Source organism: Serinicoccus sp. CNJ-927 (genome assembly GCF_001942435.1).
Taxonomy (GTDB): Bacteria; Actinomycetota; Actinomycetes; order Actinomycetales; family Dermatophilaceae; genus Ornithinicoccus; species Ornithinicoccus marinus.
In genome coordinates, this window is sequence record NZ_MKKF01000005.1 from 1 (window position 1) to 23,779 (window position 23,779).

Sequence of the window (23,779 nt, forward strand, 5' to 3'; positions counted from 1 at the left end):
CCACTCGGCGTAGAAGAGCGTGGGCCGCCACTGCACCGTCCAGCTCCACGGGTTGGACTTCCAGGCGTGGTCGTTGGCCAGGTCGCTGATGAGGGCCTCGACGATCTGCGTGCCCAGGCCGTGACGCTCGGTGCCGGACGGGGCACGGTCGAGGCCGGCCTCACCGCGGGCGGCCCGGCCCCCGCCGAGCCCGAGCCCGCCCCGGCGCAGCCCGAGCCGGCGCCGCAGCAGCCGGCCGAGCCCGAGCCGGCCCGGCGCAGCCGCGCAGCCGGAGCCGGCGCCGCAGCAGCAGACCCAGCAGGCCGCGCCGCAGCAGGCCCAGCCGGCCGCCCCGGCGCAGGCCGTCGCCCTGAGCGAGCACGTCATCGAGCGCGGCGAGACCACCGGCACCATCGCCGCCGACCACGGCACGACCGTGCACGAGCTCGTCGGCATCAATGACCTGCCGCACGGCGGGGCGCTGATCTACGCCGGTGACGTCATGCTCGTCCCCGCCGGCGGTGCCGCCACGGGCGCCGGCAGCTACACGGTCGAGCGGGGCGACACCCTGGCGAAGATCGCGGCCTCGCACGGCGTCTCGATCGACGCGCTGGTCTCCGCCAACGACATCGCCGACCCCGACCTCATCCTCGAGGGCCAGGTCCTGCACCTCGGCTGACCGCCCTCCCCGCCGCAGCGGCGGGACAGCTGAGTGGCCCGGCACCGCCCTCCACGTGCTCCCGCGCGTGGATCGCGGGGCCGGGCCACCGGCATACCCGGGTCGCCTCAGGCGCTGCAGGTGCTCACGAGCTCCTCGAGCGCGGCCTGCGCGTCCGTGGTGTCGACGTCGGGGATGTCGATGACGTCCTCGGTGCGGGTGCCCGCCTCGACGACGGCGTCGTTGACCTCGACGAGCGGGGCGTCGATCCGCTCGAGCAGCGCGGCGTGGTCGCCGTCGGCGCCCTCCGCGAGCGTCGACAGCCGCCCGGAGAGCAGGGTCACCTCGGAGAAGGAGACCGGGTCGAGGTCGTCGCCCGCGGCGACGACCTCCAGCTGGGTGGCCGCCCGCTCGTCCAGCGGGGTGCCCTGACCGGCGAGGAAGTCCTGACAGACGGGGTCGTCGGCGACCTCGCGCTCCGGCGCGGCCTCCTCGCTGGCGGTCGTGCCCTCCTGGGTCTCGCTCGGGGTGGTGCTCTCGTCGTCGGCCGAGCAGGCGGTGAGGACCGCCAGGCTCATCACGGTGGCCACGGTCAGGGCACGTCGCATCGGTGGAATCCTCCTGGATCGGGTGGGAGGCCGTCCGTCGTGGACGGCAGGGAGCCGCCTCGACCACGTGATGACAGGGGAGGGCCGGGGCGGGGAGTCATGGTCTCCCACGCCCACGCGGGGTCACCGCGGGGGTCTCACCAGCCCTGCGTGCCGGCGCCGCCCTTGAACGGACCCTGCACCCGCGAGGTGATCCAGCCGCCGTAGAAGTCGCCCTCCTGCGGCACCACGCGCTCCCCGTCGACGAAGCAGCCGTCGTCGGGGGACGTCGCGCCGTCCACGACCCCCGGGGTGACCGCGGCGTAGTCGGCGATCTCCTCGAAGCCCGGAGCCGGGTCGGGGTAGGTCCAGGCCGCCCGGCTCAGCCGCTGCCCGTCGACGACCAGGTCGAAGTAGGTGGCTGACCCCTTGAACTCGCAGGTCGTGCGCCGATTGTCCCGCGCCGGCTGCAGCGTCCCGGTGACGAAGGCCCCGAGCGGGAGGTAGTAGGTCGGCGGGTGCGAGGTCTCCAGCACCCGGATCGCCGCGACGGTCTCGGCGATCGTCTGCCCACCGACCCGGATCACGACGTGCTCCCCGCCGCTCGTGTCGAGCGCGGGCGGTCGCGGATAGTCCCAGACGGACTCGGTCGGTGCAGGCATACCCCGACCATAGGGCGGCGGACGGGCCGCTGCCCAACCGACGCACGGCTCAGCGGCGGTCCGGCAGGGCTGGGGAGAGCGCCTCGCCGAGCGGTGCGGCCAGCTCCAGGGACCGGGTGCGGCTCAGGTGGTTGGTGTCGGTCCAGACGAGCACCCCGTCGTCGACCGCCGGGCACCACCCCTCCGGGCAGAGCCGGTCGCCCGGGTCGACCGCGAGCACCTGCGGTGCGTCGGCGAGCGCACGGTCGACCGGGGCCGACACCGCTGCCAGGGCCTGCGCGGCGGTGCGGCCGCAGCGGTCGACCTGTCTGGGCTGCTCGGCGACGCACTCGGGCACGTCGACGTCGAAGCGCGGGGTCGGCCGGATCGTCGCCAGTGCGGACCCGCCGGCGCCGAGCCCGTCCCAGGCCCGCACCATCCCCGCCGCCATGGGCTCGGTTACCTGCGCCGAGGGCACCACCGCGTCCTCGATCCACAGCCGCGGGATCGGCACCTGCGCGGTGACGACGAGGTCCGGCGGGTCCTCGGCGACGGCGGCGGTCACCTCCTGCAGCCACTCGCGGCAGACCCACTTCGGCCGCTCCCCGGTCATGGGTATGACGTCGGCCGCCGGGCAGCCGGTGTGCGCCATGAGCTCCACCCGCCAGCCGCGCTCGGCACCGGCCGCGGCCAGCGCCGGCATCCACATGGCCGCGTGCGAGTCCCCGACGAGCACGACCCGGGTGGTGCTGCCGACGTCCCCGTCGACGCAGACGGTCGCGCGCTCGGCGCCCGGGAGCGTGTCGCAGCCGTCGTAGAACGGGGTGTAGGCATCGTGCCGGGCCTCGACCGGGCTCGGCTCCACCGCTGCCGCGGGGGAGAGCGGACCACCGGGCCCGAGCACCGGGACCGACGCCACCACCGCCGCGGCGCAGACGAGGCAGGCGGCGGCATACCCCACGACCCACCGGGAGAGGCGGCGGGCGGTGACCCGCACCGAGCCACGCGGGAGCCGCCCGCGGAAGGGCTGCTCGACGAAGCGGTAGGACAGCCAGGCGACGGGGAAGGACAGGCCCACCACGAGGAGCCCGACCGGCCAGCCGAGCTCGCCACCCTCGGTGAGGCCCGCCGCCGCGACGAGCAACGGCCAGAGCCAGAGGTAGAGCGAGTAGGACCAGTCGCCCACCCGCTGCGCCGGGCTCCAGGCCAGCACCCCGCGGGTGCCGCCGGTGACGAAGGGCCCGCCGAGCAGGACCGCCACGGTCCCCAGCGTGGGCAGCAGCGCGGCGGTCCCGGGGAAGGCGGTCGCCTCGTCGAGCAGGAAGGCCGAGGCGAGCACCGCGGCCAGGCCGCCCCAGACCAGGACCAGCGCCACCGTGCGTCCGGTCGCTCGGGCCGCCCACCACGGCCACAGCGACGCGAGGACCGCCCCGAGCGCGAGCTCCCAGACCCGCGTCGTGGTGACGAAGTAGGCGCGGCCGGGGTCCGCCTCCGACAGCCACGCGGACCAGCCGAGCGAGAGTGCGCCGAGGAGGCCGGCTAGCAGCGCGACCCGCCCAGCCGCTCGCAGCCGGCGCACGGGCACCAGCGCGACGAGCGCCAGCAGGACCGGCCAGACGAGGTAGAACTGCCCCTCCACCGCCAGCGACCAGAAGTGTTGCAGCGGCGAGGGTGGGGAGTCCGCTGCGAGGTAGTCGACGGAGCGCTGCGCCAGCCGCCAGTTGACGAGGTAGACCGCGCTCGCCGCCACGTCCCCGGCGATCTCCCGCCAGCGGGTGACCGGGAGCAGCGCGACGGTGATCAGCGCCACACCGAACACCGTGACGCCCGCCGCGGGCAGCAGCCGCCGGGCCCGGCGCAGGTAGAACCGTGGCAGGTCCAGCCGGCCCTGCTCCTGCACCTCGGTGAGCAGGATCTGGGTCATGAGGAAGCCGGACACCACGAGGAAGACGTCGACCCCGACATATCCTCCGGTCAGCCCCGGGACCCCCGCGTGCCAGAGCAGCACCAGGACGACCGCCACCGCCCGGAGCGTCTGGATGTCTGCGCGCATGGGGAAGGTGCCCCGCCTCTCCTCGGTCAGCGCGCATCCTACGGGCAGCCACTACGCTGCACGAATGGGTGAGCGAGAGCGCCGTGGCGTGGGTCGGCTGGGCCGGGTCCGCGAGCTGTTCGGCCGCTCCCGGGCGGGTCAGGACGAGCCGCGGGTGCGCGCGCTGCCGGACCCGGGGGAGAGCAGCGTCGAGGAGCTCCCCCTCACGCCGGAGTCGCGCCGTATCGACGAGGCGGAGCGGGCACGGATCGACGCCGGCGTCGCCGCGGTGGAGGCCGAGGGGGTGGACGTCGACGACCTCACCTCCGTCGGGGCCGGTCTCGACCGCGCGCTCGCGGCCTGGGTGCAGCGGCGCGACGGGGGCCACGACCAGATCGTCGAGCGGTATGCCATGGCCGTGGGCGAGCACCTGCACCGCCGGACCGACCTGGCCTGGGAGGTGGTGACCGACGTCTTCGGCACCGACCTGGCCGTCTGCGCGGGCGACTTCGTGGTCGTGCCGGCCAACCTCGTGGCGGTGCGCTGGATGCGGCGGGAGAGCGGCTGGGTGCCGAAGGTGGTCGGGCACATCGTCGAGGTACGAAGCCGCTGAGCCCGGTCGACCAGGTCTGCCTGGCCGGGGCCCTCAGCCCTCGTCGTCGGGCGGGGGCACCGGGGCGCGGGGCGCCGGGTCCTTGGGGCGGCCGGCCAGCTTCTGGACCCGCCGCATGACCCAGGAGGTCGCGACCTCGCGACCGGTCGCGACATACTCCACCGCGGCGTCGTGGAAGATCGTGGAGCGGATGACCGCCAGGTCCACCTCGCGGCCGAGGAGGAGCAGGGTGTCGCCCTCCTTGAGGGTCTGCTCCATGCCCGGGGTGAAGATCCGGCGGCCGGCGCGGACGAGCACCGCGGGGTAGACGGCGAGCCGGACGTCGCGCTCGTCCGGGTCGCGGACGAGGTCCCCGAGGGTGAGCTCGTGCTCGGTGAGCCAGCGGACGACCGCCGGTGCATTGGTGAAGTCGAGGTCGAGCCGGGTGGAGATCGGCGTCTCGTCGCCGACGACCGCGACGATCTCGTCCATCACCCGACGGTCCCACTCGTCGTCCTCGTGCAGCACGTGGTCGATGAAGCTCCAGTAGTTCGGGGAGGTGATCCGGGCGACCGCCTCGCGCGCCAGCAGCTCGGTGGGGATGAAGACCGAGTCGGCGTCGAAGGCCTGCAACGGGGCGGCGTTGGTCGCGGAGTTCTGCCGGACGGCGATGAAGAGCTGGTCGTTCTCGATCCGCGCGTGCGCCGCGTTGGCCATGTTGACGATGTCGGACTCGGCACCGGCGATGAAGCCGACCGCGTCGGAGACGTCCGGCCGCCCGTCGGCGGGGTCGAGCAGGATGACGTCCAGCCCCGCGCTCTCGAGGTCCCGGGTGACCTCGAAGCCGAAGGTGCCGTCGGCGCACACGACCCACTGCCCCTCGGTCAGGTGGTGCAGCCGGTGCGGCAGGACCGAGCCGCGCTTGCTCATCAGCCAGGACGCCAGCCGGAAGCCGGCCGGACGGCGCAGCGCCATCACGAGGTAGGCGCCGTAGCGGTCGAACGGGTTGATGATGACGTCGGCCGCGAAGTCGTGCATCTGCTGGGCGTGCTCGCGGTCGCTGCAGCGGGCGATGACCATGAGCTCGGGGCGCAGCAGGTTGACCGACATGACCACCGACAGGTTGGTCTCGTCGCTGTCGGTGAGCGCCAGCACGGCTTCGCAGTGGTCGTGCGCCAGCCCCGCGATGCCCAGCATGCGCGGGTCGCGCCCGCTCGCGGCGAAGCCGGGGTGGTCGCTGGAGTAGCCGTCCAGCGCGAGCTGCTGGATGCGGTCCGGGTTCTCGTCGAGCACCACGAAGTCGCGCCCCTGGTCCTCCAGCGCGCGGCAGACCGCCTCACCGGCCTGGCCGTAGCCGACGATGAGCACGAACGGTGTCTGGATGCTGCGCACCTTGCGACCGAAGCGCTGCAGCCGCAGCGCCTGGCGGAAGGTCTGCTCCTGCGACAGCGAGAGCAGGGCGCCGATGCTGTAGGACCAGGCGACGACGGCCGCGTAGATCGTCAGCGTCACCCAGAGCCGCTGGGCGTAGCTGAACTCGTGCGGCACCTCGCCGTAGCCGATGGTCAGCCCGGTGTAGCTGATGACGTAGAAGCTGTCGAAGACGGTCAGCCGGTCCGGGTTCTCCTCCGTCCCCGGCATGGTGCTCAGCCCGAAGGTCATGATCGCGAAGACGCTGACGAGCACGACCAGCGGCGCCCGCATCCGCCGCAGCACCATGAAGACGGCGTCGGTGGTCGGCAGCTCGGCCGGCACGTCGACGCGGTAGCGGCGCAGCGAGTCCGGGCGCGGGCGCGCGGGCTTGCCGCGACCGAGGAGCTGCAGGAGGTTGGCCATGGGCGCCGGGTATGCCGGTCAGCGGCGGCGGTAGGAGACGGTCTCGACGACGAGCAGGATGATCGAGACGACGTTGGCCAGGAAGGCACCGGCCGCGATGGAGACCACGCTGCTCATGTGCTGGCCGGTGAGGCCGCCGGGGTCGACGTGCCGGGCCCAGATCCAGACGAGGGCGGCGACGATGAGCTGGATGCTCGCCACCAGCGAGGTCGCGAGGTGCACCGCGCCGATCTGGGTGCGGTCGCCGAACTTGAGGATCGTGGCGATGATGTTGACGACCACGGCGGCATACAGCTCGTAGACGTTGTGCAGCCTGGGGTTGTCGATGTCGCCGAGGACGTAGCCGAAGTTCAGGGTGGCGGCGAGCAGCACGAAGAAACCGAACACGACTTTCTCGAGATTCACACCCACGACGATAACGCCGCAGGTCTGTCGGCGCTGCTTTCTAGGATGTGCGGTATGGATCTGGAGGAGGCGGGCCGGTTGGCCCGGAGGTTGATGGGGGAGCACGGGCTGCGCGGGTGGAGCTTCGGTCTGGACCGGGCGAAGGTCCGGGCGGGGGCGTGCCACTGGCAGGACCGGCGCATCACGTTGAGCAGGCACGTCACCGCGGCGCACGAGCCGGCGCAGGTGCGGGAGACGCTGCTGCACGAGATCGCGCACGCCCTGGTGGGGCCCGGTCACGGGCACGACGCGGTGTGGCGGGCCCGGGCGCGGGCGATCGGCTCGAGCGGTGAGCGCTGCTACGCCGCGCCGGACGGGCCGGCCGTCGCCGGCCGGTGGCAGGGGCGGTGCGCGGCCGGGCACGTCGTGCACCGGCACCGGCGCCCCACGAGGGTGCTCGTGTGCACCCGCTGCCGGGGTATGCCCCCGCTCCAGCGGGTCATCTCGTGGACCCACGACGGGCGAGCGGTCGACCACGCGGAGCTGGGTCCGGTGGTGCGGCAGACGCTGCGCTCGCTCGAAGCGTTGACGTGACGTCAGGTGCACGTCACGCAGGGCCGGCGAAGTGGTCTGTTCCGTGACCAAAGCGTGACCTGAAAGGGTGTCGCACGGGGCGCGTGTGGGCTAGGTTCCGAGGAGTTGTGCGTGTGATGAGCCCCTGCCCTGAGGTGGCCACGTGAGCACAGACGGAGCAGAAAGGGAGCCAATGGTGGCGACGACGAGGTGGCGACGTGCCACGGTGCCGGCCGTGACGGCGGCCGCAGCGCTGACCCTCACCGGGTGCCTGCAGAACCCCGAGGCCGCGACCGGCGGTGGGTTCGGCGGCGTAGGGGCCGAGCCGGAGGAGGGCGACGGGGTCGTCAGCATCCTGGGCGCCTTCGGTGGTGACGAGGAGGAGCAGTTCAACGCCTCCCTGGCCGAGTTCGAGGAGGAGTCCGGGATCGACGTCCAGTACGTCTCCGACCAGGACTTCACCAACACCATCCAGGTCCGTGCCGACGCCGGCGACCTGCCCGACATCGGGCTCTTCCCGCAGCCCGGTGGCGTGCTGAGCCTCGCCGAGCGAGGCGCCCTGGTGCCGATCGACTCCATGCTGGACTACGACGAGATCGAGTCCACCCTGGTCAACGGCTTCCTCGACTCGGCGCGCTACGACGGCCGGGTCTACGCCGCGCCGATGCGCATGGCCGTGAAGTCGATCGTCTGGTACCCCAAGCAGGCCTTCGAGGAGAACGGCTGGGACGCCGAGCCCGCGACCCTCGAGGAGCTCGACGAGCTCGCCGCCCAGATCCAGGAGAACACGGACACGCCGCCCTGGTGCATCGGCTGGCAGTCCGACCAGGCCACCGGCTGGGTCGGCACCGACTGGGTCGAGGAGTACATGCTCCGGCTGCACGGGCCGGACGTCTACGACGACTGGATCTACCACCGCATCCCGTTCAACGACGAGCGGGTCGTCGAGGCGGTGCAGGCCTATGGCGAGCTGGCCACGGATGACGACGTGCTCGGTGGGTCGCGCGGCATCCTCAACACCCCCTTCGCCGACGCGATGACCCCGGCCTTCGACGAGGACCCCGGCTGCTACCTCATGCGGCAGGGCAACTTCGCCACCGGCTTCTTCCCCGAGGACGTGCAGGAGAACCTCGACGAGGAGGTGGGCATCTTTACCTTCCCGCCCGCGGCGGACGGCTACGACGGTCAGCCCATCCTGGGTGGCGGTGACCTCGCCGCGGCCTTCACCTACGACACCGACACGGCGGCCGTGATGGAGTTCCTGGCCTCCGACCAGTTCGGCGGTCCCTGGGCGCAGGCGGGCGGCTGGCTGAGCCCGCACACCTCCTTCGACGCCTCGCTCTACCCCGACGACACCACCCGCCAGATCGCCGAGATGGGCTACACCTCCGACGTCTTCCGCTACGACGGCTCCGACGTCATGCCGCGTGAGGTCGGCTCCGGCTCGTTCTGGACCGGCATGGTCGACTTCCAGAGCGGTTCGGCCTCCGCCCAGGAGATGGCGGACGAGATCGAGAACGGCTGGCCGCAGTCCGACGAGCCGATGGACGAGGAGGGCGAGGACCAGTGAGCACCACCTCGTCGACCCCTCCCGTCGGGGAGGAGGTGCCAGAGGCTCCGGACACCGGCGGGGTACCGGAGGCGGTCGGCCCCTCGGACGCCGGGCTGCAGCCGGTCAAGCTGCTCATCGGTGTCGTCGGGATCGCCGTCACCATCTGGCTGATGCTCAACCTGTTCCTCGCCTTCGCCTACTACCCCCAGTGGTTCTTCGACAGCAAGATCCTCATGGGTGTGCTGGGCCTGGTGGTCGGGGTCGGTGGCGCGGCCGTCCTCTTCTGGTTCCTCAACATGGCGATCGAGGCGTTGCCGCGGCGGCTGGAGCACGGCGTGATGCCGTACGCCTTCCTGCTGCCCGGCTTCTCCCTCATCGGGCTGATGCTGCTCTTCCCGACGCTGCAGACGATCCACTACAGCTTCGCCAACCGCACGTCGACCGCCTACGTCGACCCGATCTGGGCCAACTTCGCCAGCCTGTTCCGGAGCAGCGACTTCTGGTCGGCGATGTTCAACAACCTGCTGTGGATCGCGATCGTGCCCGCCATCACCGTGGCGCTCGGCGTCGTGGTCGCGGTGCTCGCCGACAAGCTCTCGGCAGGGAGCGAGAAGTGGTCCAAGAGCTTCATCTTCATGCCGATGGCGATCAGCTTCGTCGCGGCCTCGGCGATCTGGCTCACCACGGTCTACGGCTACAACCCGCCCGGCTCGCCGCAGACCGCGGCGCTCAACGCGATCTGGGTCAACTGGTTCGGCGGAGAGCCGCAGAGCTGGCTCGACATCGACACCGCCCGGCTCAACAGCCTGCTGCTCATGGTCATCCTCATCTGGCTGCAGACCGGCTTCGCGATGGTGCTGCTGAGCTCGGCGATCAAGGGCGTGCCGGAGGACACCATCGAGGCCGCCCGGATCGACGGCGCCTCGGAGTGGCAGATCTTCTGGCAGGTCATCATCCCGCAGATCTGGGGCACGATCGTCACCGTCTTCATCACCGTGCTCATCCTGGTGATGAAGGTCTTCGACATCGTCTACGTGCTCACCAACGGGCGCAACGACACCGACGTCATCGCCAACATGTTCTTCCGGGAGATGTTCACCAACCGTGACGCCGGCCGCGCGACCGCCCTCATCGTCGTGCTGCTCGTCGCGATCATTCCGATCCTGATCTACCAGGTCAGGGACTTCCGCAAGCAGGAGGCCATGCGATGAGCGCCGGACGACTCAAGGACGGGCGCCAGCGCAGCCCGTTCTCGATGGTGACCATGCTGGTGCTGGCGATCCTGTGGACGCTGCCCACGCTCGGTCTGCTCGTCACCAGCTTCCGCAGCCGGGACGACGCGCAGAGCAGCGGCTGGTGGTCGGCGATCGTCAACCCGTTCGGGACCTCCTGGACGCTGGACAACTACGTCCAGGTCTTCCAGCAGGCCGACATGGGCAACGCCTTCCTCAACGGGATCGTCGTCGCCGTCCCGGCGACGATCATCCCGATCATGTTCGCCGCCTTCGCGGCCTACGCGTTCACCTTCCTGCAGTTCCGTTTTAAGGAGACGCTGTTCATCATCATCGTCGCGGTGATGGTGGTGCCGATCCACGTGGCCTTCCAGCCGTTGCTCAACCTGTTCGGCCCCAACGGCATCGGCATCGCGGGGCAGTACCTCGCGGTCTGGCTGCTGCACACCGGCTTCGGTATGCCGTTGTGCATCTACGTGCTGCGCAACTACATGTCCTCGCTGCCGTTCAGCGTGGTCGAGTCGGCGCGGATCGACGGGTGCTCCAACTTCCAGATCTTCTGGAAGCTCGTCGCCCCGATGGCCATGCCGGCGATGGCGGCCTTCGCCACCCTGCAGTTCCTCTGGGTGTGGAACGACCTGCTCATCGCCAAGCTGTTCCTCTCCAACGACAACACCACGGTGATCGTCAAGCTGCAGCAGCTGCTGGGCACCCAGGGTCAGGGCGCCGAGCTGCTGACCGCGGGCGCCTTCATCTCGATGGTGCTGCCGATGATCGTCTTCTTCCTGCTCCAGAACTTCCTGGTGCGCGGGATGACGAGCGGCGCCGTCAAGGGCTGACCGGATGCACGACGAGGGCGGGGGTGGCGCACGCCACCCCCGCCCTCGTCGTGTGGTGGGATGAGTCCGTGACACAGGAACTCCCCTGGCCCGTGGCACTCCCGGCAGGTGCCCGCTCCCGGCTCGAGGCGATCCTCGCGCCGCTGCCCGAGCACCGCCGGACGACCTTCGCGCTGCGCGTCGCCCGCCGGCTCGACGAGCTCGTGGCCGGCCTGGCGCCCTACCCCGACCCGCCCGCGCTCGCCGCGCGTGCCCTCGAGCTGGCGGCGAGGGCATACCTCGAGCGGGAGGACGACCTGCACCTGCTCGACGAGCGTCGCTCGCTGGAGCCCGACTGGTTCCAGCGCCCGGACCTGGTCGGCTACGCCGGGTATGCCGAGCGCCTCACCCCGGAGGGACGCTGTCCGCGCTGGGAGGGCTGGCCGACCACCTGCGCGACCTCGGCGTCGGCTACCTGCACCTCATGCCGCTGCTGCAGCCCCGTCCGGCGCCCAACGACGGCGGCTACGCGGTCGCCGACTACCGCGCGATCCGCTCCGACCTGGGCACGATGGCCGACCTGCGCCAGCTGACGACCGAGCTGCGGTCGCGGGGGATCAGCCTGTGCCTCGACCTCGTGCTCAACCACGTCGCCGCCGAGCACGAGTGGGCCCGCGCCGCCCGCGCGGGGGACGAGCGCTACCGACGCTACTTCCACGTCTACCCCGACCGCGAGGTACCGGACGCCTACGAGCGCACCCTGCCCGAGGTCTTCCCCGACTTCGCGCCCGGCAACTTCACCTTCGACGAGCAGCTGGACGGGTGGGTGTGGACCACCTTCAACAGCTACCAGTGGGACCTCGCGTGGGACAACCCCGACGTCTTCGCCGAGGTGGCGGAGGTCATCCTCTTCCTCGCCAACCATGGCGTGGAGATCCTGCGCCTGGACGCGATCGCCTTCATCTGGAAGCGGATGGGGACCTCCTGCCAGAACGAGCCGGAGGTGCACCAGCTGACCCAGGCGCTGCGATCGCTCGCGCGGATCGCCACCCCGGCGCTCATCTTCAAGGCCGAGGCGATCGTCGGGCCCAACGAGGTCGTGCACTACCTCGGCCAGGGGCGGCACCACGGCAAGGTGTCCGACCTCGCCTACCACAACAGCCTCATGGTGCAGATCTGGTCGATGCTGGCGAGCGCGGACGCGCGGCTGGCCACGCACGCGCTCGGCCGTTTCCCGGTCGTCCCGGCCAGCACGGCCTGGATCACCTACCTGCGATGCCACGACGACATCGGGTGGGCGATCGACGACGACGACGCGCGCTCGGTCATGGCCGATGGGCACGGCCACCGGACGTTCCTGTCGGACTACTACTCCGGCGACTTCGAGGGGTCGTGGTCGGACGGGCTGGTCTTCCAGCACAACCCCGCGACCGGGGACAAGCGCATCTCCGGCGCCGCCGCGAGCCTCGCCGGGCTGGAGCAGGCGCTGGCCCGCCAGCAGGAGGCGGTCGGGCAGGAGGCGATCGAGGAGGCCCAGGTGGCGGTCGACCACGCGGTGGCCCGGCTGCTGCTCGGCTACGCCATCGTCTACGGCTTCGGCGGCCTGCCGGTCATCTGGTCCGGCGACGAGATCGCGACCCTCAACGACGCGGACTGGGCGGCGGTCACCGAGCACGCCGACGACAACCGCTGGGTGCACCGGCCGCGGCTCGACCCGGCCCGGCTCGCCGCGGCGCACGCCGACCCGGAGTCCCCCGAGGGCCGGGTCCTCGCCGGTCTGCGCCACCTGGCCACCGCCCGCGCCGCGCTGCCGCACCTGCACGCCAGCGTCGGGGCCACCGTCGTCGCGGCGCCGGACCCGGCGGTCTTCGTCGTCCTGCGCCGGCACCCGGTCGGGCCGATGGTCGGGCTCTACAACCTCACTGCCGAGGGTCGCAGCGTGCCGGGCTGGTGGCTGCGCGAGCAGGGTCTGTCGGTGGAGGCCTCGATCGACGCGCTCAACGGCTACCCGCCGAGCCTGCAGCCCGACGGCTCGCTCTACCTCTCTACCTACCAGCCGGTCTGGCTCGTCCGCCCCTGACCACCGACGCACCCACGCACCGACGGCGGGTGCGCCGGTCGTCCCTGGGCCGGGCGCATACTGTGACGCCATGCGACTGAGCGACCTCGCCGCGACCCTCGGTGCCGACCACCGCGCGGGCGCCGACGGCCCCGACGACCGCGACTCCGACGGCCACGGCGACCGTGCCGCTGACGGCCCCAGCGACCGCGACCTCGGCGATACCGAGGTGACCGGCGTCAGCCACCAGGCCGACTGGATCCGCCCCGGCGACGCCTTCGTCGCGGTGCGCGGCGCCCGCTTCGACGGGCATACCTTCATCGCCGACGCCGTCGCGCGCGGCGCGGTCGCCGTCATCGGTGAGGGTCTGCCCGAGGGCGCCACCTGCCCGGTGCCCTACCTGCGCGTCGAGGCGGTGCGACCGGCGCTGGCCGATGCCGCCACCGCGATCGCCGGTCGCCCCAGCGACGCGCTGAGCGTCATCGGCGTGACCGGGACCGACGGCAAGACGACGACCTCCTGCCTGGCGCTGCACCTGCTGCGCGCGTGCGGCCGGCCGACCGGGCTGCTGTCCACGATCGGCTACGAGCTGCCCGACGGTGTGCTGCGGCAGCCGCCCTCGCACTTCACCACGCCCGAGGCGCCACAGGTCCAGCAGATCCTGCGCGACATGGTGCAGGCCGGGGCGAGCGACGCGGTCGTCGAGTCCTCCAGCCACGCGCTCGCGCTCGACCGGGTGCGCGGGGTCGACTACGACGTCGCCATGTGGACCAACCTCACCGGCGAGCACCTCGACTTCCACGGCTCGATGGAGCAGTACTTCGCGGACAAGGCGCGGCTGGTGCAGCGCGCGCGGCACAGCGTGCTCAACGTCGAGGACACCCCGTGGTTCGACCAGCTCGTGCCGCTCGCGACCGCAGACGGGGGCACGGTGAGCACCTACTCCGCCGAGGGTCACGACGCCGACTGGCGGGCGACCGACGTCGAGGAGGGCCCGGACGCGATCACCTTCACGGTGCACGCGCCGCAGGGCAGCGCGGCGGCGCGGCTGCCGATGATCGGGCGCTTCAACGTCGCCAACGCGCTCGCCGCGATGGCCGGGGTCGCGGCGACGGGGGTAGGGCTCGAGGAGCTGGTCGCGGGGCTGGCGAGCTTCGGCGGGGTCGCGGGGCGGATGGAGATGGTCGAGCGTCGCGACGGCGAGCCGCGCGTCATCGTCGACTTCGCGCATACCCCACCGAGCCTGGAGAAGGCGCTGGCGACCGTGCGGGTGACGACGCGGGGAGCGCTCTGGGTCGTGCTCGGATCGGCGGGCGGGCCGCGGGACCCCTCCAAGCGGGCACCGTTGGGGCGGGTCGCCACCGGGCACGCCGACCGCGTCGTCTTCACCGAGGAGGACCACCGCACCACGCCGCTGCAGGACATCCTGGACGAGATGGAGCGCGGCGCGCGCGAGGCCGGGCGGGACAACTTCGTCTCGATCGGCGACCGCACCGACGCGATCCGGTATGCCGTGCGCGAGGCCGGCGCCGACGACACCGTCGTGCTCGCGGGCAAGGGCCCGGAGGAGACGATGGAGCGTGGCACCGAGCTGGTGCCGTGGGAGGAGATCGAGGAGGCCCGCCGCGCGCTCGCGGCGCGGCGTCGCGAGCGGGACTGAGGGGTTGTGCCGAGCAGAGCGTCCCGTGGCAGTCGTGAAGGGTGACGACTCTTACGGGACCGTGACCTGCTCCACCTCCGGCCGCCGCAGCGCGCGCACGACGAGCACGAGACCGGCGACGAGCAGCGGGATGGTCAGCCACTGGCCCATGTTGAGACCGGTGGCGGCGGCGAACTCGGAGAGCTGGGCGTCCGGCTCGCGGAAGAACTCCACGACGAAGCGCGCCAGGCCGATGCCGATCGCGAAGACCCCGGCGAGCAGGCCGGGCCGCCACCGGGCGCGGGTCCGCCAGAAGAGCCAGAAGAGCACGACGATGAGCAGCGCGCCCTCGAGCGCCGCCTCGTAGAGCTGGCTGGGGTGCCGTGGCTCCTCGCCGGCGCCCGGGAAGACCATGGCCCAGGGCACGTCGCTGGGGCGGCCCCAGAGCTCGCCGTTGACGAAGTTCGCGATGCGGCCCAGCATCATGCCGATCGGCACGTTGACCGCGATGTAGTCGGTGACCCGCAGCGGCGGCAGCTTCTGCCGCCAGCAGAACCACGCCATCGCCACGAGGACACCGATGAGACCGCCGTGGAAGCTCATGCCGCCGTTCCAGGGCATGAGGATCTCCCACGAGGTCCACAGCGAGGGGTTGTAGAAGGTCGCGTAGCCGAGGCGCCCGCCGATGATGATGCCGAAGATCACACCGATCATGAGGTCGTCGACCTGACGCGGCGTGATCGGGCTGCCCGGGGCCTTGGACATGCGGTTGAAGTGCCAGTAGCCGAGCAGGATGCCGACGACATACGCGAGCGCGTAGTAGCGCAGCGTGAAGAAGCCCAGGTCGATGCCCTGGGTCAGCCCGAGGTCCTCCCACCGCAGCGGCGAGTCCTCGCCGGCCGAGCTCGCGGAGAGGTGGGCGAGGTGGGTCAGGAACGACACCCGCCGACCCTAGCGGGCGCGGCTGGACGCGCTCCCCCCGACCGGCCGGGCGGGTCAGGGGCGGTCGCCGAAGGCGGCCAGCACCTCCTCGCGCGGCACGTCGGCGACCGAGGCGTGCTGCCAGCGCGGCTGCCGGTCCCTGTCGACGAGCTGGGCACGGACGCCCTCGGCGAAGTCGGGGTGGGTCGCGAAGACCGGCCCGAGCCGCAGATCCTGCTCGAGCACCTCCTCGACGCTCATCGTCGCGGCGCGGCGCAGGGCCTCCAGGGCCACCGCTACCGAGTGCGGTGACCGCGCGGCGACCTGCTCTGCCGCCCCCTGCGCCTCCGGCTCGGTCCGCTCGCGCAGCCGCCGGAGGATCGCGGCGGCGTCCTCACCGGCGTAGCAGGGGTCGATCCAGCCGCGCTGCTGCTCCAACCAGGAGGTGGGGTCCGGACGGGAGGGGTGTCCGGTCGGGGAGTCCGGGCTGCTGTCGTGGCTGGCGTCGACGGCCGCGGCGAGAGCCTGGGCGTCGAGCGTGGGGTCCTCGCGCAGCGCGGCGAGCAGGTCCGCCTTCGCCGCGGACGGCACGAGGGCGTCGGCCATCCCGAGGAGCACGGCGTCGGCCCCACCGACCGGCGCACCGGTCAGCGCGACGTGCGTCCCGGTCTCTCCGGGCGCGCGGGAGAGCGGGTGCAGCCCGGCCACGTCGGGGAAGAAGCCGATGATCGTCTCCGGCATGGCCAGCTGGGTCCGCTCCGTCACGAGCCGGACCGAGCCGTGCGCCGAGACGCCGACCCCGCCGCCCATGACGATGCCGTCCATCCAGGCGACGTAGGGCTTGGGGTAGGACGCGACGAGGGCGTCGACGGCATACTCCGCCTCCCAGTAGTCGACCGCCTCCTGCTCACGACCGCCCAGGACCGCCTCGCGCAGCGCGCGCACGTCACCCCCGGCGCACAGCCCGCGCTCGCCGGCGCCGTCGATCACGACAGCGGCCACCTGCTCGTCCTGCGCCCAGTCCCGCAGCTGCTGCAGCAGCGAGTCGATGCTGGCCCGGTCGAGCGCGTTGATCGCGCGCGGCCGGTTGAGCCGGACCCGGCCGAGCGGCCCGTCGAGGGCATACAGGACCTCCTCGCCGCGACCGGGAGCCGGCTGCCAGGACAGGGAGACGTCGTCGTCGCGCATGCGTCGAGGCTCTCACGGCGCACGTAGACTCCCCGGCTATGGGTAAGGCATCACGCAAGAAGCGCCAGTCCGGTCAGAGCGCCCCGAAGGCGCGTCCCGCACCCTTCGTCGCGCGCCCCTTCGACGGGCTCGCGGGCGAGAGCGAGTGGGTGGCCATGCGCGAGATCCTGCCCGCCGCCTCCGCCGAGGTCACGCTGAGCGTGCCCGAAGGCACCACCGTCGCCGGGACCGAGGTGAAGGCCGGGGAGCACCCGGTCACCCTGGTGACCGTGCTGCCGGCGGCGATGCCCGCGATCCACCGCGACTCCGGCGAGGTTCTGGTGGCGCTGCAGTCCCGGACCTCCAGCGGCGACGCCTCCCGCGACATCGTGGCGTCGGCGCTCACCGCGCTCGCCAGCGAGCCCGGCACCTCGGTCAACTCGGTGCGTCCCGCGACGGCCGACACCCCCCGGCTCCAGGACGTGCTGCCCGAGGGGCAGGAGCTGGACGTGCAGGTCCACGACGACTTCGGCTTCTGGCTCGGCGAGGACGCGACCGAGGAGATGACCGCCGCCCTGGAGCAGATGAACGAGACCGCCGTCCCCATGACGCGGGTCGAGGGCGCCCGGACGGCCTACTGGTGCCACATGTCCGGCCGCTCCTACATCCGCTGGATCCTGGGCCAGGACGAGGACACCGCGCTGCAGGCGCTCGCCCGGCTGCAGGCGGCGGGCGAGCACACGCTCGGTGAGGGCACCGACCTCATCGGCGCCTTCCGGGCCTGCGGGGTGCTCGTCCCGGTGCTCGAGGTGCCCGCGGACAGCGCTGCGGAGGACCACGCGGAGGCGCTCGCCGCGCTGCAGAGCAGGTATGACGCGGCGCTGGCGCAGGACGAGCCGCTCACCGACGCCGAGCGCCGGGCCCGCAGCGCGCTGGTCTCCCGGCAGGTCACCCTGCGCTGACGCGGGGTCGAGGGCGAGGACGGGAGACGGGATGAGCAGCGTGGAGGGGCCCCTGGAGGGCGTGCTGCAGCGACAGGTCGTCGCCGTGGTCCCGGCCAAGGACGAGGAGGCGCGCGTCGGGGCGACGATCGCCGGGCTGCGGCAGCTCCCCGCGGTCGGCGCGATCGTCGTCGTGGACGACGGGTCCGTGGACCAGACGGCGCACGTCGCGGAGTGGGCCGGCGGCGTCGAGGTGGTCCGGCACGAGCGCAACCGGGGCAAGGCGGCGGCGCTCACCACCGGGGCGGCGCGGGCGCACGAGCTCATGCCCGGCGCCCCGCTGCTCTTCGTCGACGCCGACCTCGAGGGGTCGGCGGCCGGCCTCGGACCGATCATCACGCCGGTGATCACCGGGCAGGCCGACATGACGATCGCCGTGCTGCCGCCTCAGCAGGGGGCGGCAGGGCTGGGGCTGGTCGTCCGCACCGCCGCCGCGGGCATCGCCAGGCTCACCGGCTGGGAGCCTTCGCAACCTCTGTCCGGCCAGCGGTGCATCACCCGCGAGGCACTCATCGATGCCACGCCGCTCGCCCGCGGCTGGGGAGTCGAGGTCGGTCTCACGGTCGACGTCGTCCGGGCGGGAGGCCGGGTGCTGGAGGTGCCCTGCGAGGTGCGGCACCGCGCCACGGGCCGCGACATGGCCTCGCAGATGCACCGGGCCCGCCAGCTCGCCGACGTCTCGCTCGCGCTGGCCGAGCGCTCCGGCGTGCCGGACAAGGTGCGCGACGGCGGGCTCGAGGGCAGCCGCATCGTGCGGGAGCAGGGGTCGCGCCTGGCGCAGACGGCACGCGAGAAGGGTGTCCCGGCGGCCAGGCGGGCGGCCGAGCAGGTCAGCGACCAGGTGCAGCGGCACGGTCGTCCGCTGCTGGACCGGGCTCGTGCGGAGTGGCGCCGCCGCCAGCCACCTCAGGGCTGAGCGCGAGGACCACCGCGCCCGCGGGCAGGAGCACGGCGATGCAGAGGGCGACCGCCGCGATCCCGGAGTCGTTGAGCACCCAGGCCACCGCCATACCCGCCACCGCTGCGGCGGCGACCGGGGCCACCCCGGCGTGCGTCCACAACGGGAGGGACCACGCCGGCCGGCGCACCAGCAGGACCGCCAGCCCGACCAGCGCGAGGACCGCGAGCCAGGACAGCGGATAGCTGACCAGGATGCCGACGCTCTGCTCCAGCTTACGGGTGACGATGCCCCAGGCCTGACCGTCGAGGACGGCCTGCACGAAGGCGCCGAGGTGCGTGCGGCGCTCCGGCCCGCGCAGCCAGTCCAGGACCATCGCCAGCGCCGCCAGCACGGCGGCCCCACCGGCTACCAGCAGGAGCGAGCGCGGGGTCCACCGGACCCCGAGGGCGGCCAGGAGCACCAGCCCGGTGACGACCGCGGTCGCCGGCACGCTGCCGAAGTCGGCGCCCGCCTGGGGAGCCGCACCGAGCACCAGAGCGCCAGCGCCCAGCAGGGCGACGGGGAGCGCCGCCGCACGCCGCGGCAGCCAGGTCAGCAGCGCGGCCATGAGGACCAGCGTGCTCCCCAGGAGAATGCCGTAGCCGACGTTGCCCTGGCCGTAGAACCGGCCCGCCGTCACCGGTTGCAGCCCCAGGACACCGACGAGCCCGAGGCGGGACGACCACAGCGTGTCGATCCCCAGGACGACGAGGGTGAGGGTGGCGACCACGGCGGGTGGAGCCAGCGGGGATCTCCGGGCGCCCGGCACACCTCGGGCGAGCAGCGCGAGGAGGCTGGCGGCGCCGAGGATGAGGGCGACGAGCGTGGGCCACGGCTGCTCGGCCCGCCACCACGGGGCGAGACCGGCCAGGAAGGTGGCTGGCGGCAGGGCCATGAGCACCAGGCGCTGCCGGTGAGCAGGCCGGGCGCGTGGTCGGGTCCCCACCGCCGGACGGCCGCGCCGAGGGCCACGAGCGGGAGCAGGATCAGGGCCAGGGCGCCGAGGGTCCAGGGCGCGAGCCGCTGGGCGTCGCTGACGGCGTCGGCGAGGTCCGCAGCAGCGGTGGCGGGCGCATCGTGATGCCGCTGAGTCTCGGCCACCGGCGCGCCGGGGAGGGCGTCGGTGCCGGGCTCGAGACCGGCCAGCTGCAGCAGGGTCGGCGTGAGGTCGACGAGCTGCACGAGGCCGGCCTGACGGGTGGAGCCCGAGGTGAGCAGGGACGGGGTGGCTCCGTGGGAGGTGGGCGCGACGATCAGTGCCTGGGCACGCGCGTCCGACGTCGTCTGGCCCATGCCGCTGACCACGAGGATGCCGTCTCGCCGCTCGACCTGGTCGACGAGATCGGCCAGCGCGGTGTCGAGGTCGGCCAGCACCTCCGACCGGTCGCTCTCGTAGACCGGCGTTGCCGCGACGAGCTGGATCCGGCAGTCGGGGTCGAGCGCGGGGAGGGCGAGCAGGCCGGCGGTGTCGGTGTCCAGCACCGGTGGACCTCCGGGCCCGGGCTCTGCGATGAGGCCGTGCGTGGTGACGCACGTGCCACCTGCCCGCGCCGGTGCGGTCAGCGCGGAGAGATCCGGCTCGCGGGCCCCCGCACCGTCCCACACCGGTGTGGCGTCGACCCCGCAGCCGAGCGCCTCGCGGTCGGTGCGGGTCCCGACCCCCACGGTGAGCCAGGCGTCGGCGGCGCAGGTGACCTCGTCCGGGCCGCGGAGCACCAGCGCGGCCGACCCGCCCTGCTCCGCGAGCCGATGCAGCGTCGGCGTGGAGTCGCCGACGAGGTCCCAGGTCAGTCCCGGTATGCCCACGAGCACCACCGGTCCGTCGCTCGCCTCCGGCAGCGGACGGGTCGCGGGCGCCTGCGCCGGGGCGACCCCCGCCACCACGGCCAGCGCCGCCAGGCACCAGGAGCCGAGCACGGTGAGGACGAGGGTCCACCCCAGGGCTCGCCGTCCCATGCCTCACCTCCGGATGCATGGTCGCACGACGGCCTGCACGAGCGATGACCTGCGCGGACGCACGCGTGTGCCTCTCTCGGTGCGTCCCCGTGCGTCCCACGCGTGCTCGGGGGCACGCCTGTGACGCACGCTGCTGCACAGGCGTGCTCGAGGTGCGGGTCGGGTGACCACAGTGCTCGGTATGCCCGGCGTCGCGGAGGTGGGGGAGCGCATACCCTGAGCGCGTGGACCTCGAGCTGCTCGCCTGGATCGCCGGTGGGGTCGCCGCGCTCGCCCTGCTGGTCGCGGCCATCGCCTGGCGGCGGCTGCGCGTGGTGGACCGCCGGCTGACCCAGCTGGTGGAGGCCGGGGCGCCGACCACGCCGGAGCGGGAGCGGATCGAGGCGCTCGAGGCCGAGCTCACGACGCTGCGCGGCGACCTCGCGCAGGCGCTGCGACACGTGGCCGTGGTCCGCTACGACGCCTTCGGCGACATGGGCGGGCGGATGAGCTTCTCCGCCGCCGTCGTCGACGACACCGGCGACGGCATGGTCATCAGCTCGATCCATGCTCGTGGCGAGAGCCGGACCTACGCCAAGGGCATCGTCGGCGGCGACTCCGAGATCGTGCTGACCCCGGAGGAGCGCCAGGCGCTCGACGCCGCCCGCACCGGCCAGGACGACTGACGCGTCGGACCGGAAAGGTGTCCGGTCGGGGGATCGACCGGACACCAGGGGTGTCGGGCCGGGGCGAGGGGCGGACCGAAGGGGTGTTCGGTCGGGGGGAGGGGACTAACGGTCAGGAGGGGCGGTGGAGCACGGCCCGGGAGGAGCTCGGCAGGCGCACGAGCAGGCTGCCCGGGTCGATCTGGACCCGGATCGCCAGGGCCGAGCCCAGCGGGTCCCCGTCGATCTCCAGCTCGACCGGCTTGTCCGAGACGATCCGGACCTCCTGGCCCTGGAAGTGGTCCACGCGCTTGTGGCCGATCTTGCGCCGGGTGCTGAGCTGGGCGATCGTCGCCGCCCAGCCCACGATGCCCTCGGGGGACAGGAGCACCGCGTCGATGGTCCCGTCGTCGGCGATCGCGTCCGGCAGCAGCTCCATCCCGCCCTGCAGCTTGCCGACGTTGCCCACCATGACCGAGCGCACGCGGCGGTGCGTGGGGTCGGCGCCGTCGAGCCGCAGGTCGATGGTGAACTGCGGGCCCTTGAGGTGCCGCAGTCCCGCCACGAGGTAGGCCGTCCAGCCCACCCGCGCCTTGAGCTTCTCCGGCACCGAGGCCATCACCTCGGCGTCGAAGCCCAGCCCGGCCATGACCAGGAAGCGGTGCTCCTCGCGCACGTCCTCGTCGTCGCGCTGGTCCACGGCGTCGTCGAAGTCGACGTTGCGCGCCGGGTCGTCCTCGTCCTCCAGCCGGTCGGCGAGCTGGGCCGAGGTGGGCCGGATGAGCTCGAGCCGGCAGGTGTCGATCGGGGTGCTCGTGCCGGTGAGGGCGGCCTCGAGCGCCTCCTCCACGGAGTCGACGGGCAGGTCGAGGTTGCGCGCCAGCAGGTTGCCGGTGCCACCGGGCAGCAGGCCCATCGCCGTCCCCGTCCCGGCGAGCCCGGACCCGACGGTGCGCACCGTGCCGTCGCCCCCGAGCGGGCACACGAGGTCGACGCCGGCCTCCAGCGCCTCCTGCGTCTGCCCCACCCCGGGATCCTCGGCCGTGGTCTCCAGCCACAGCGGCTCGTCCCATCCCCGTCGCTCGCAGACCCGCGTCACCCGGCCGCGGACGGCCTCGACGTCCTCGAACTTCGTCGGGTTCACGATGACCGCAGCGCGGCGCGAAGAAACCATGGGCCGAGGGTAACCGCGCGCCATTAGGCTTTGCCGCATGATCGACATCCGCGACCTGCGCGCCGACCCCGACCGTGTCCGCACCAGCCAGCAGGCTCGGGGCGAGGACTCGTCCGTGGTGGACCAGGTGCTGTCCGCGGACGAGACGCACCGCCGGGCGCTCGCCGAGTTCGAGACCGCCCGCGCCGAGCAGAAGGCCTTCGGCAAGAAGGTCGCGCAGGCCCAGGGCGAGGAGAAGCAGTCGCTGCTGGCGCAGGTCAAGGACCTGGCCGCCCGGGTGAAGTCGCTGGACGCGCAGGCGCAGGAGGCGGCCACCGCGCGCGAGGAGGGTATGCGCCGCATCGGCAACGTCGTCATGGACGGGGTGCCCGTCGGTGGCGAGGACGACTTCGTCACGCTCGAGGAGGTCGGCACCCCACGCGACTTCGCGGCCGAGGGCTTCGAGCCCCGCGACCATCTCGCGCTCGGCGAGGCCCTCGGGGCCATCGACATGGCCCGGGGGGCGAAGGTCTCCGGTGCCCGCTTCTACTACCTGCTCGGTGACGGAGCCCGGCTCGAGCAGGCGCTCATGGGGCTGGCCCAGCAGATCGCGCAGGAGGAGGGCTTCGTCCCGGCGATCGTCCCCAACCTCGTCCGTCCCGAGACCATGGCCGGCGCCGGCTTCCTCGACGCCCACGCCGACGAGGTCTACCGCCTCGAGGCCGACGACCTCTACCTCATCGGCACCTCGGAGGTGGCGCTCGCCGGGCTGCACGCCGACGAGATCCTCGACCTCTCCGACGGACCGCTGCGGTATGCCGCGACCTCCACCTGCTACCGCCGCGAGGCCGGGTCCTACGGCAAGGACACCAAGGGCATCTTCCGGGTGCACCAGTTCACCAAGACCGAGATGTTCGTCTACTGCCGGGTCGAGGACGCCGTCGCCGAGCACGAGAACCTGCTCCGGATCGAGCGGCGCATGCTGGACGCCCTCGAGCTGCCCTACCGGGTCATCGACGTCGCCGCAGGCGACCTCGGCGGTCCGGCGGCCCGCAAGTTCGACTGCGAGGCCTGGGTGCCGACGCAGGGGAAGTACCGCGAGCTGACCTCGACCTCCAACTGCACGACCTTCCAGGCCCGGCGCCTCGGCATACGGGAGCGAGACCCGCACGGCTCGGGCACCCGCGCCGTCGCCACCCTCAACGGCACCGTCGCCACGAGCACCCGGCCGATCGTGGCGCTGCTGGAGAACCATCAGCAGGCCGACGGCTCGGTCCGCGTCCCCGCGGCGCTGCAGCCCTTCCTCGGCGGCCAGGAGGTCCTCACCCCGCTGGCTGAGCCGCCGAGCCCTGCGGATCTCCCTCCTTCGACGGAGGCGTGCCGACCCGGGCGCTGCCTAGGCTGGGTCGCATCCG

General features: G+C 72.8%; 23 protein-coding genes and 1 pseudogene. 13 read left to right on the plus strand and 11 right to left on the minus strand.

Features of this window, described 5'->3' with window-relative positions:
• A partial coding sequence (locus BJF86_RS18540) for a hypothetical protein (protein ID WP_237768039.1) occupies positions 1 to 435 on the minus strand: 435 nt, incomplete at its 3' end.
• Between BJF86_RS18540 and BJF86_RS18545 the strand changes: the two genes are divergently transcribed.
• Entirely contained in the window at positions 416 to 658 is a 243-nt protein-coding gene (locus BJF86_RS18545; RefSeq protein WP_237768040.1) for a LysM peptidoglycan-binding domain-containing protein, read from the plus strand. The two genes, BJF86_RS18540 and BJF86_RS18545, sit on opposite strands and share 20 nt — an antisense overlap.
• Positions 659 to 765: 107 nt before the next feature.
• Here the strand turns inward: BJF86_RS18545 and BJF86_RS01990 are convergent, their stop codons facing one another.
• The 3 genes from BJF86_RS01990 to BJF86_RS02000 form a co-directional block, all read right to left on the minus strand.
• A complete protein-coding gene (locus BJF86_RS01990; RefSeq protein ID WP_075816759.1) occupies positions 766 to 1,245 on the minus strand; it encodes a hypothetical protein in 480 nt (159 codons plus the stop codon).
• Positions 1,246 to 1,382: 137 nt separating this feature from the next.
• Entirely contained in the window at positions 1,383 to 1,886 is a 504-nt protein-coding gene (locus BJF86_RS01995) for a DUF427 domain-containing protein (protein WP_075816760.1), read from the minus strand.
• A 49-nt stretch (positions 1,887 to 1,935) separates the two neighbouring features.
• Entirely contained in the window at positions 1,936 to 3,918 is a 1,983-nt protein-coding gene (locus BJF86_RS02000; protein ID WP_083652645.1) for an acyltransferase family protein, read from the minus strand.
• A gap of 64 nt (positions 3,919 to 3,982) precedes the next feature.
• On the opposite strand from BJF86_RS02000, the gene BJF86_RS02005 reads away from it, so the two are divergent.
• Positions 3,983 to 4,510, plus strand: coding sequence for a DUF3806 domain-containing protein (locus tag BJF86_RS02005; protein WP_158068348.1), 528 nt, complete (start codon positions 3,983 to 3,985; stop codon positions 4,508 to 4,510).
• A gap of 33 nt (positions 4,511 to 4,543) precedes the next feature.
• Here the strand turns inward: BJF86_RS02005 and BJF86_RS02010 are convergent, their stop codons facing one another.
• Positions 4,544 to 6,325 carry a potassium channel protein gene (locus BJF86_RS02010; RefSeq protein WP_083652646.1) on the minus strand — a complete coding sequence of 594 codons (1,782 nt, stop codon included), beginning with the start codon at positions 6,323 to 6,325 and terminating at the stop codon, positions 4,544 to 4,546.
• Between the two features lie 18 nt (positions 6,326 to 6,343).
• Complete coding sequence (locus BJF86_RS02015) at positions 6,344 to 6,730, minus strand: DUF6394 family protein (protein WP_075816761.1); 387 nt, start codon at positions 6,728 to 6,730, stop codon at positions 6,344 to 6,346.
• Between the two features lie 54 nt (positions 6,731 to 6,784).
• Between BJF86_RS02015 and BJF86_RS02020 the strand changes: the two genes are divergently transcribed.
• The 7 genes from BJF86_RS02020 (at position 6,785) to BJF86_RS02045 (ending at position 14,603) form a co-directional block, all read left to right on the plus strand.
• Positions 6,785 to 7,303, plus strand: a complete 519-nt coding sequence (locus BJF86_RS02020; RefSeq protein WP_075816762.1) for a SprT-like domain-containing protein — start codon at positions 6,785 to 6,787, stop codon at positions 7,301 to 7,303.
• A 214-nt stretch (positions 7,304 to 7,517) separates the two neighbouring features.
• Positions 7,518 to 8,852: an ABC transporter substrate-binding protein gene (locus BJF86_RS02025; protein ID WP_321166130.1), complete on the plus strand. Its 1,335-nt coding sequence runs from the start codon at positions 7,518 to 7,520 to the stop codon at positions 8,850 to 8,852.
• Entirely contained in the window at positions 8,849 to 10,045 is a 1,197-nt protein-coding gene (locus tag BJF86_RS02030) for a carbohydrate ABC transporter permease (RefSeq protein WP_075816764.1), read from the plus strand. Before BJF86_RS02025 ends, BJF86_RS02030 begins: the two co-directional genes overlap by 4 nt.
• Positions 10,042 to 10,905, plus strand: coding sequence for a carbohydrate ABC transporter permease (locus tag BJF86_RS02035; protein WP_075816765.1), 864 nt, complete (start codon positions 10,042 to 10,044; stop codon positions 10,903 to 10,905). Before BJF86_RS02030 ends, BJF86_RS02035 begins: the two co-directional genes overlap by 4 nt.
• Before the next feature lie 68 nt (positions 10,906 to 10,973).
• Positions 10,974 to 11,477, plus strand: a complete 504-nt coding sequence (locus BJF86_RS18550) for a hypothetical protein (protein ID WP_237768041.1) — start codon at positions 10,974 to 10,976, stop codon at positions 11,475 to 11,477.
• A complete protein-coding gene (locus tag BJF86_RS02040) occupies positions 11,369 to 12,964 on the plus strand; it encodes an alpha-amylase family glycosyl hydrolase (protein ID WP_237768042.1) in 1,596 nt (531 codons plus the stop codon). Before BJF86_RS18550 ends, BJF86_RS02040 begins: the two co-directional genes overlap by 109 nt.
• Positions 12,965 to 13,034: 70 nt before the next feature.
• A complete protein-coding gene (locus BJF86_RS02045; protein ID WP_075816766.1) occupies positions 13,035 to 14,603 on the plus strand; it encodes a UDP-N-acetylmuramoyl-L-alanyl-D-glutamate--2,6-diaminopimelate ligase in 1,569 nt (522 codons plus the stop codon).
• 51 nt (positions 14,604 to 14,654) lie between these two features.
• On the opposite strand, the gene lgt is transcribed toward BJF86_RS02045, so the two are convergent.
• The gene (gene lgt, locus BJF86_RS02050; protein ID WP_075811724.1) at positions 14,655 to 15,524 is read right to left on the minus strand and encodes a prolipoprotein diacylglyceryl transferase; all 870 of its coding nucleotides are present in this window, start codon (positions 15,522 to 15,524) and stop codon (positions 14,655 to 14,657) included.
• Positions 15,525 to 15,578: 54 nt separating this feature from the next.
• Positions 15,579 to 16,691 (minus strand): 3-hydroxyisobutyryl-CoA hydrolase, encoded by a 1,113-nt coding sequence (locus BJF86_RS02055; protein WP_075811726.1) that lies wholly within the window; start codon positions 16,689 to 16,691, stop codon positions 15,579 to 15,581.
• Between the two features lie 38 nt (positions 16,692 to 16,729).
• On the opposite strand from BJF86_RS02055, the gene BJF86_RS02060 reads away from it, so the two are divergent.
• Together BJF86_RS02060 and BJF86_RS02065 are read left to right on the plus strand one after the other, a co-directional pair.
• A complete protein-coding gene (locus tag BJF86_RS02060; RefSeq protein ID WP_075811728.1) occupies positions 16,730 to 17,632 on the plus strand; it encodes a DUF5926 family protein in 903 nt (300 codons plus the stop codon).
• Between the two features lie 31 nt (positions 17,633 to 17,663).
• On the plus strand, positions 17,664 to 18,587 hold the full coding sequence (locus BJF86_RS02065; RefSeq protein ID WP_075816767.1) for a glycosyltransferase family 2 protein: 924 nt from the start codon (positions 17,664 to 17,666) through the stop codon (positions 18,585 to 18,587).
• Here BJF86_RS02065 and BJF86_RS02070 read toward each other — a convergent pair.
• Together BJF86_RS02070 and BJF86_RS02075 are read right to left on the minus strand one after the other, a co-directional pair.
• Positions 18,502 to 19,341, minus strand: coding sequence for a hypothetical protein (locus BJF86_RS02070; protein WP_075816768.1), 840 nt, complete (start codon positions 19,339 to 19,341; stop codon positions 18,502 to 18,504). The two genes, BJF86_RS02065 and BJF86_RS02070, sit on opposite strands and share 86 nt — an antisense overlap.
• Entirely contained in the window at positions 19,248 to 20,567 is a 1,320-nt protein-coding gene (locus BJF86_RS02075) for a hypothetical protein (RefSeq protein WP_075816769.1), read from the minus strand. Before BJF86_RS02075 ends, BJF86_RS02070 begins: the two co-directional genes overlap by 94 nt.
• 224 nt (positions 20,568 to 20,791) lie before the next feature.
• Between BJF86_RS02075 and BJF86_RS02080 the strand changes: the two genes are divergently transcribed.
• Entirely contained in the window at positions 20,792 to 21,232 is a 441-nt protein-coding gene (locus tag BJF86_RS02080; RefSeq protein ID WP_083652647.1) for a DUF4446 family protein, read from the plus strand.
• 112 nt (positions 21,233 to 21,344) lie between these two features.
• Here BJF86_RS02080 and BJF86_RS02085 read toward each other — a convergent pair whose 3' ends face one another.
• Positions 21,345 to 22,385, minus strand: a complete 1,041-nt coding sequence (locus tag BJF86_RS02085; RefSeq protein ID WP_075816770.1) for a diacylglycerol/lipid kinase family protein — start codon at positions 22,383 to 22,385, stop codon at positions 21,345 to 21,347.
• 37 nt (positions 22,386 to 22,422) lie between these two features.
• Between BJF86_RS02085 and serS the strand changes: the two are divergent.
• A pseudogene (serS, locus tag BJF86_RS02090) lies at positions 22,423 to 23,694 on the plus strand (serine--tRNA ligase); the annotation flags it as partial.
• Positions 23,695 to 23,779: the final 85 nt, after the last annotated feature.

Excerpts from the sequence above, each read along its gene's own strand:
- BJF86_RS01990 (WP_075816759.1), bottom strand. The coding sequence starts at position 1,245 with ATGCGACGTGCCCTGACCGTGGCCACCGTGATGAGCCTGGCGGTCCTC.
- BJF86_RS01995 (WP_075816760.1), bottom strand. The coding sequence starts at position 1,886 with ATGCCTGCACCGACCGAGTCCGTCTGGGACTATCCGCGACCGCCCGCG.
- BJF86_RS02000 (WP_083652645.1), bottom strand. The coding sequence starts at position 3,918 with ATGCGCGCAGACATCCAGACGCTCCGGGCGGTGGCGGTCGTCCTGGTG.
- BJF86_RS02005 (WP_158068348.1), top strand. The coding sequence starts at position 3,983 with ATGGGTGAGCGAGAGCGCCGTGGCGTGGGTCGGCTGGGCCGGGTCCGC.
- BJF86_RS02010 (WP_083652646.1), bottom strand. The coding sequence starts at position 6,325 with ATGGCCAACCTCCTGCAGCTCCTCGGTCGCGGCAAGCCCGCGCGCCCG.
- BJF86_RS02020 (WP_075816762.1), top strand. The coding sequence starts at position 6,785 with ATGGATCTGGAGGAGGCGGGCCGGTTGGCCCGGAGGTTGATGGGGGAG.
- BJF86_RS02035 (WP_075816765.1), top strand. The coding sequence starts at position 10,042 with ATGAGCGCCGGACGACTCAAGGACGGGCGCCAGCGCAGCCCGTTCTCG.
- BJF86_RS02040 (WP_237768042.1), top strand. The coding sequence starts at position 11,369 with ATGCCGCTGCTGCAGCCCCGTCCGGCGCCCAACGACGGCGGCTACGCG.
- BJF86_RS02045 (WP_075816766.1), top strand. The coding sequence starts at position 13,035 with ATGCGACTGAGCGACCTCGCCGCGACCCTCGGTGCCGACCACCGCGCG.
- BJF86_RS02055 (WP_075811726.1), bottom strand. The coding sequence starts at position 16,691 with ATGCGCGACGACGACGTCTCCCTGTCCTGGCAGCCGGCTCCCGGTCGC.
- BJF86_RS02060 (WP_075811728.1), top strand. The coding sequence starts at position 16,730 with ATGGGTAAGGCATCACGCAAGAAGCGCCAGTCCGGTCAGAGCGCCCCG.
- BJF86_RS02065 (WP_075816767.1), top strand. The coding sequence starts at position 17,664 with ATGAGCAGCGTGGAGGGGCCCCTGGAGGGCGTGCTGCAGCGACAGGTC.
- BJF86_RS02075 (WP_075816769.1), bottom strand. The coding sequence starts at position 20,567 with ATGGGACGGCGAGCCCTGGGGTGGACCCTCGTCCTCACCGTGCTCGGC.
- BJF86_RS02085 (WP_075816770.1), bottom strand. The coding sequence starts at position 22,385 with ATGGTTTCTTCGCGCCGCGCTGCGGTCATCGTGAACCCGACGAAGTTC.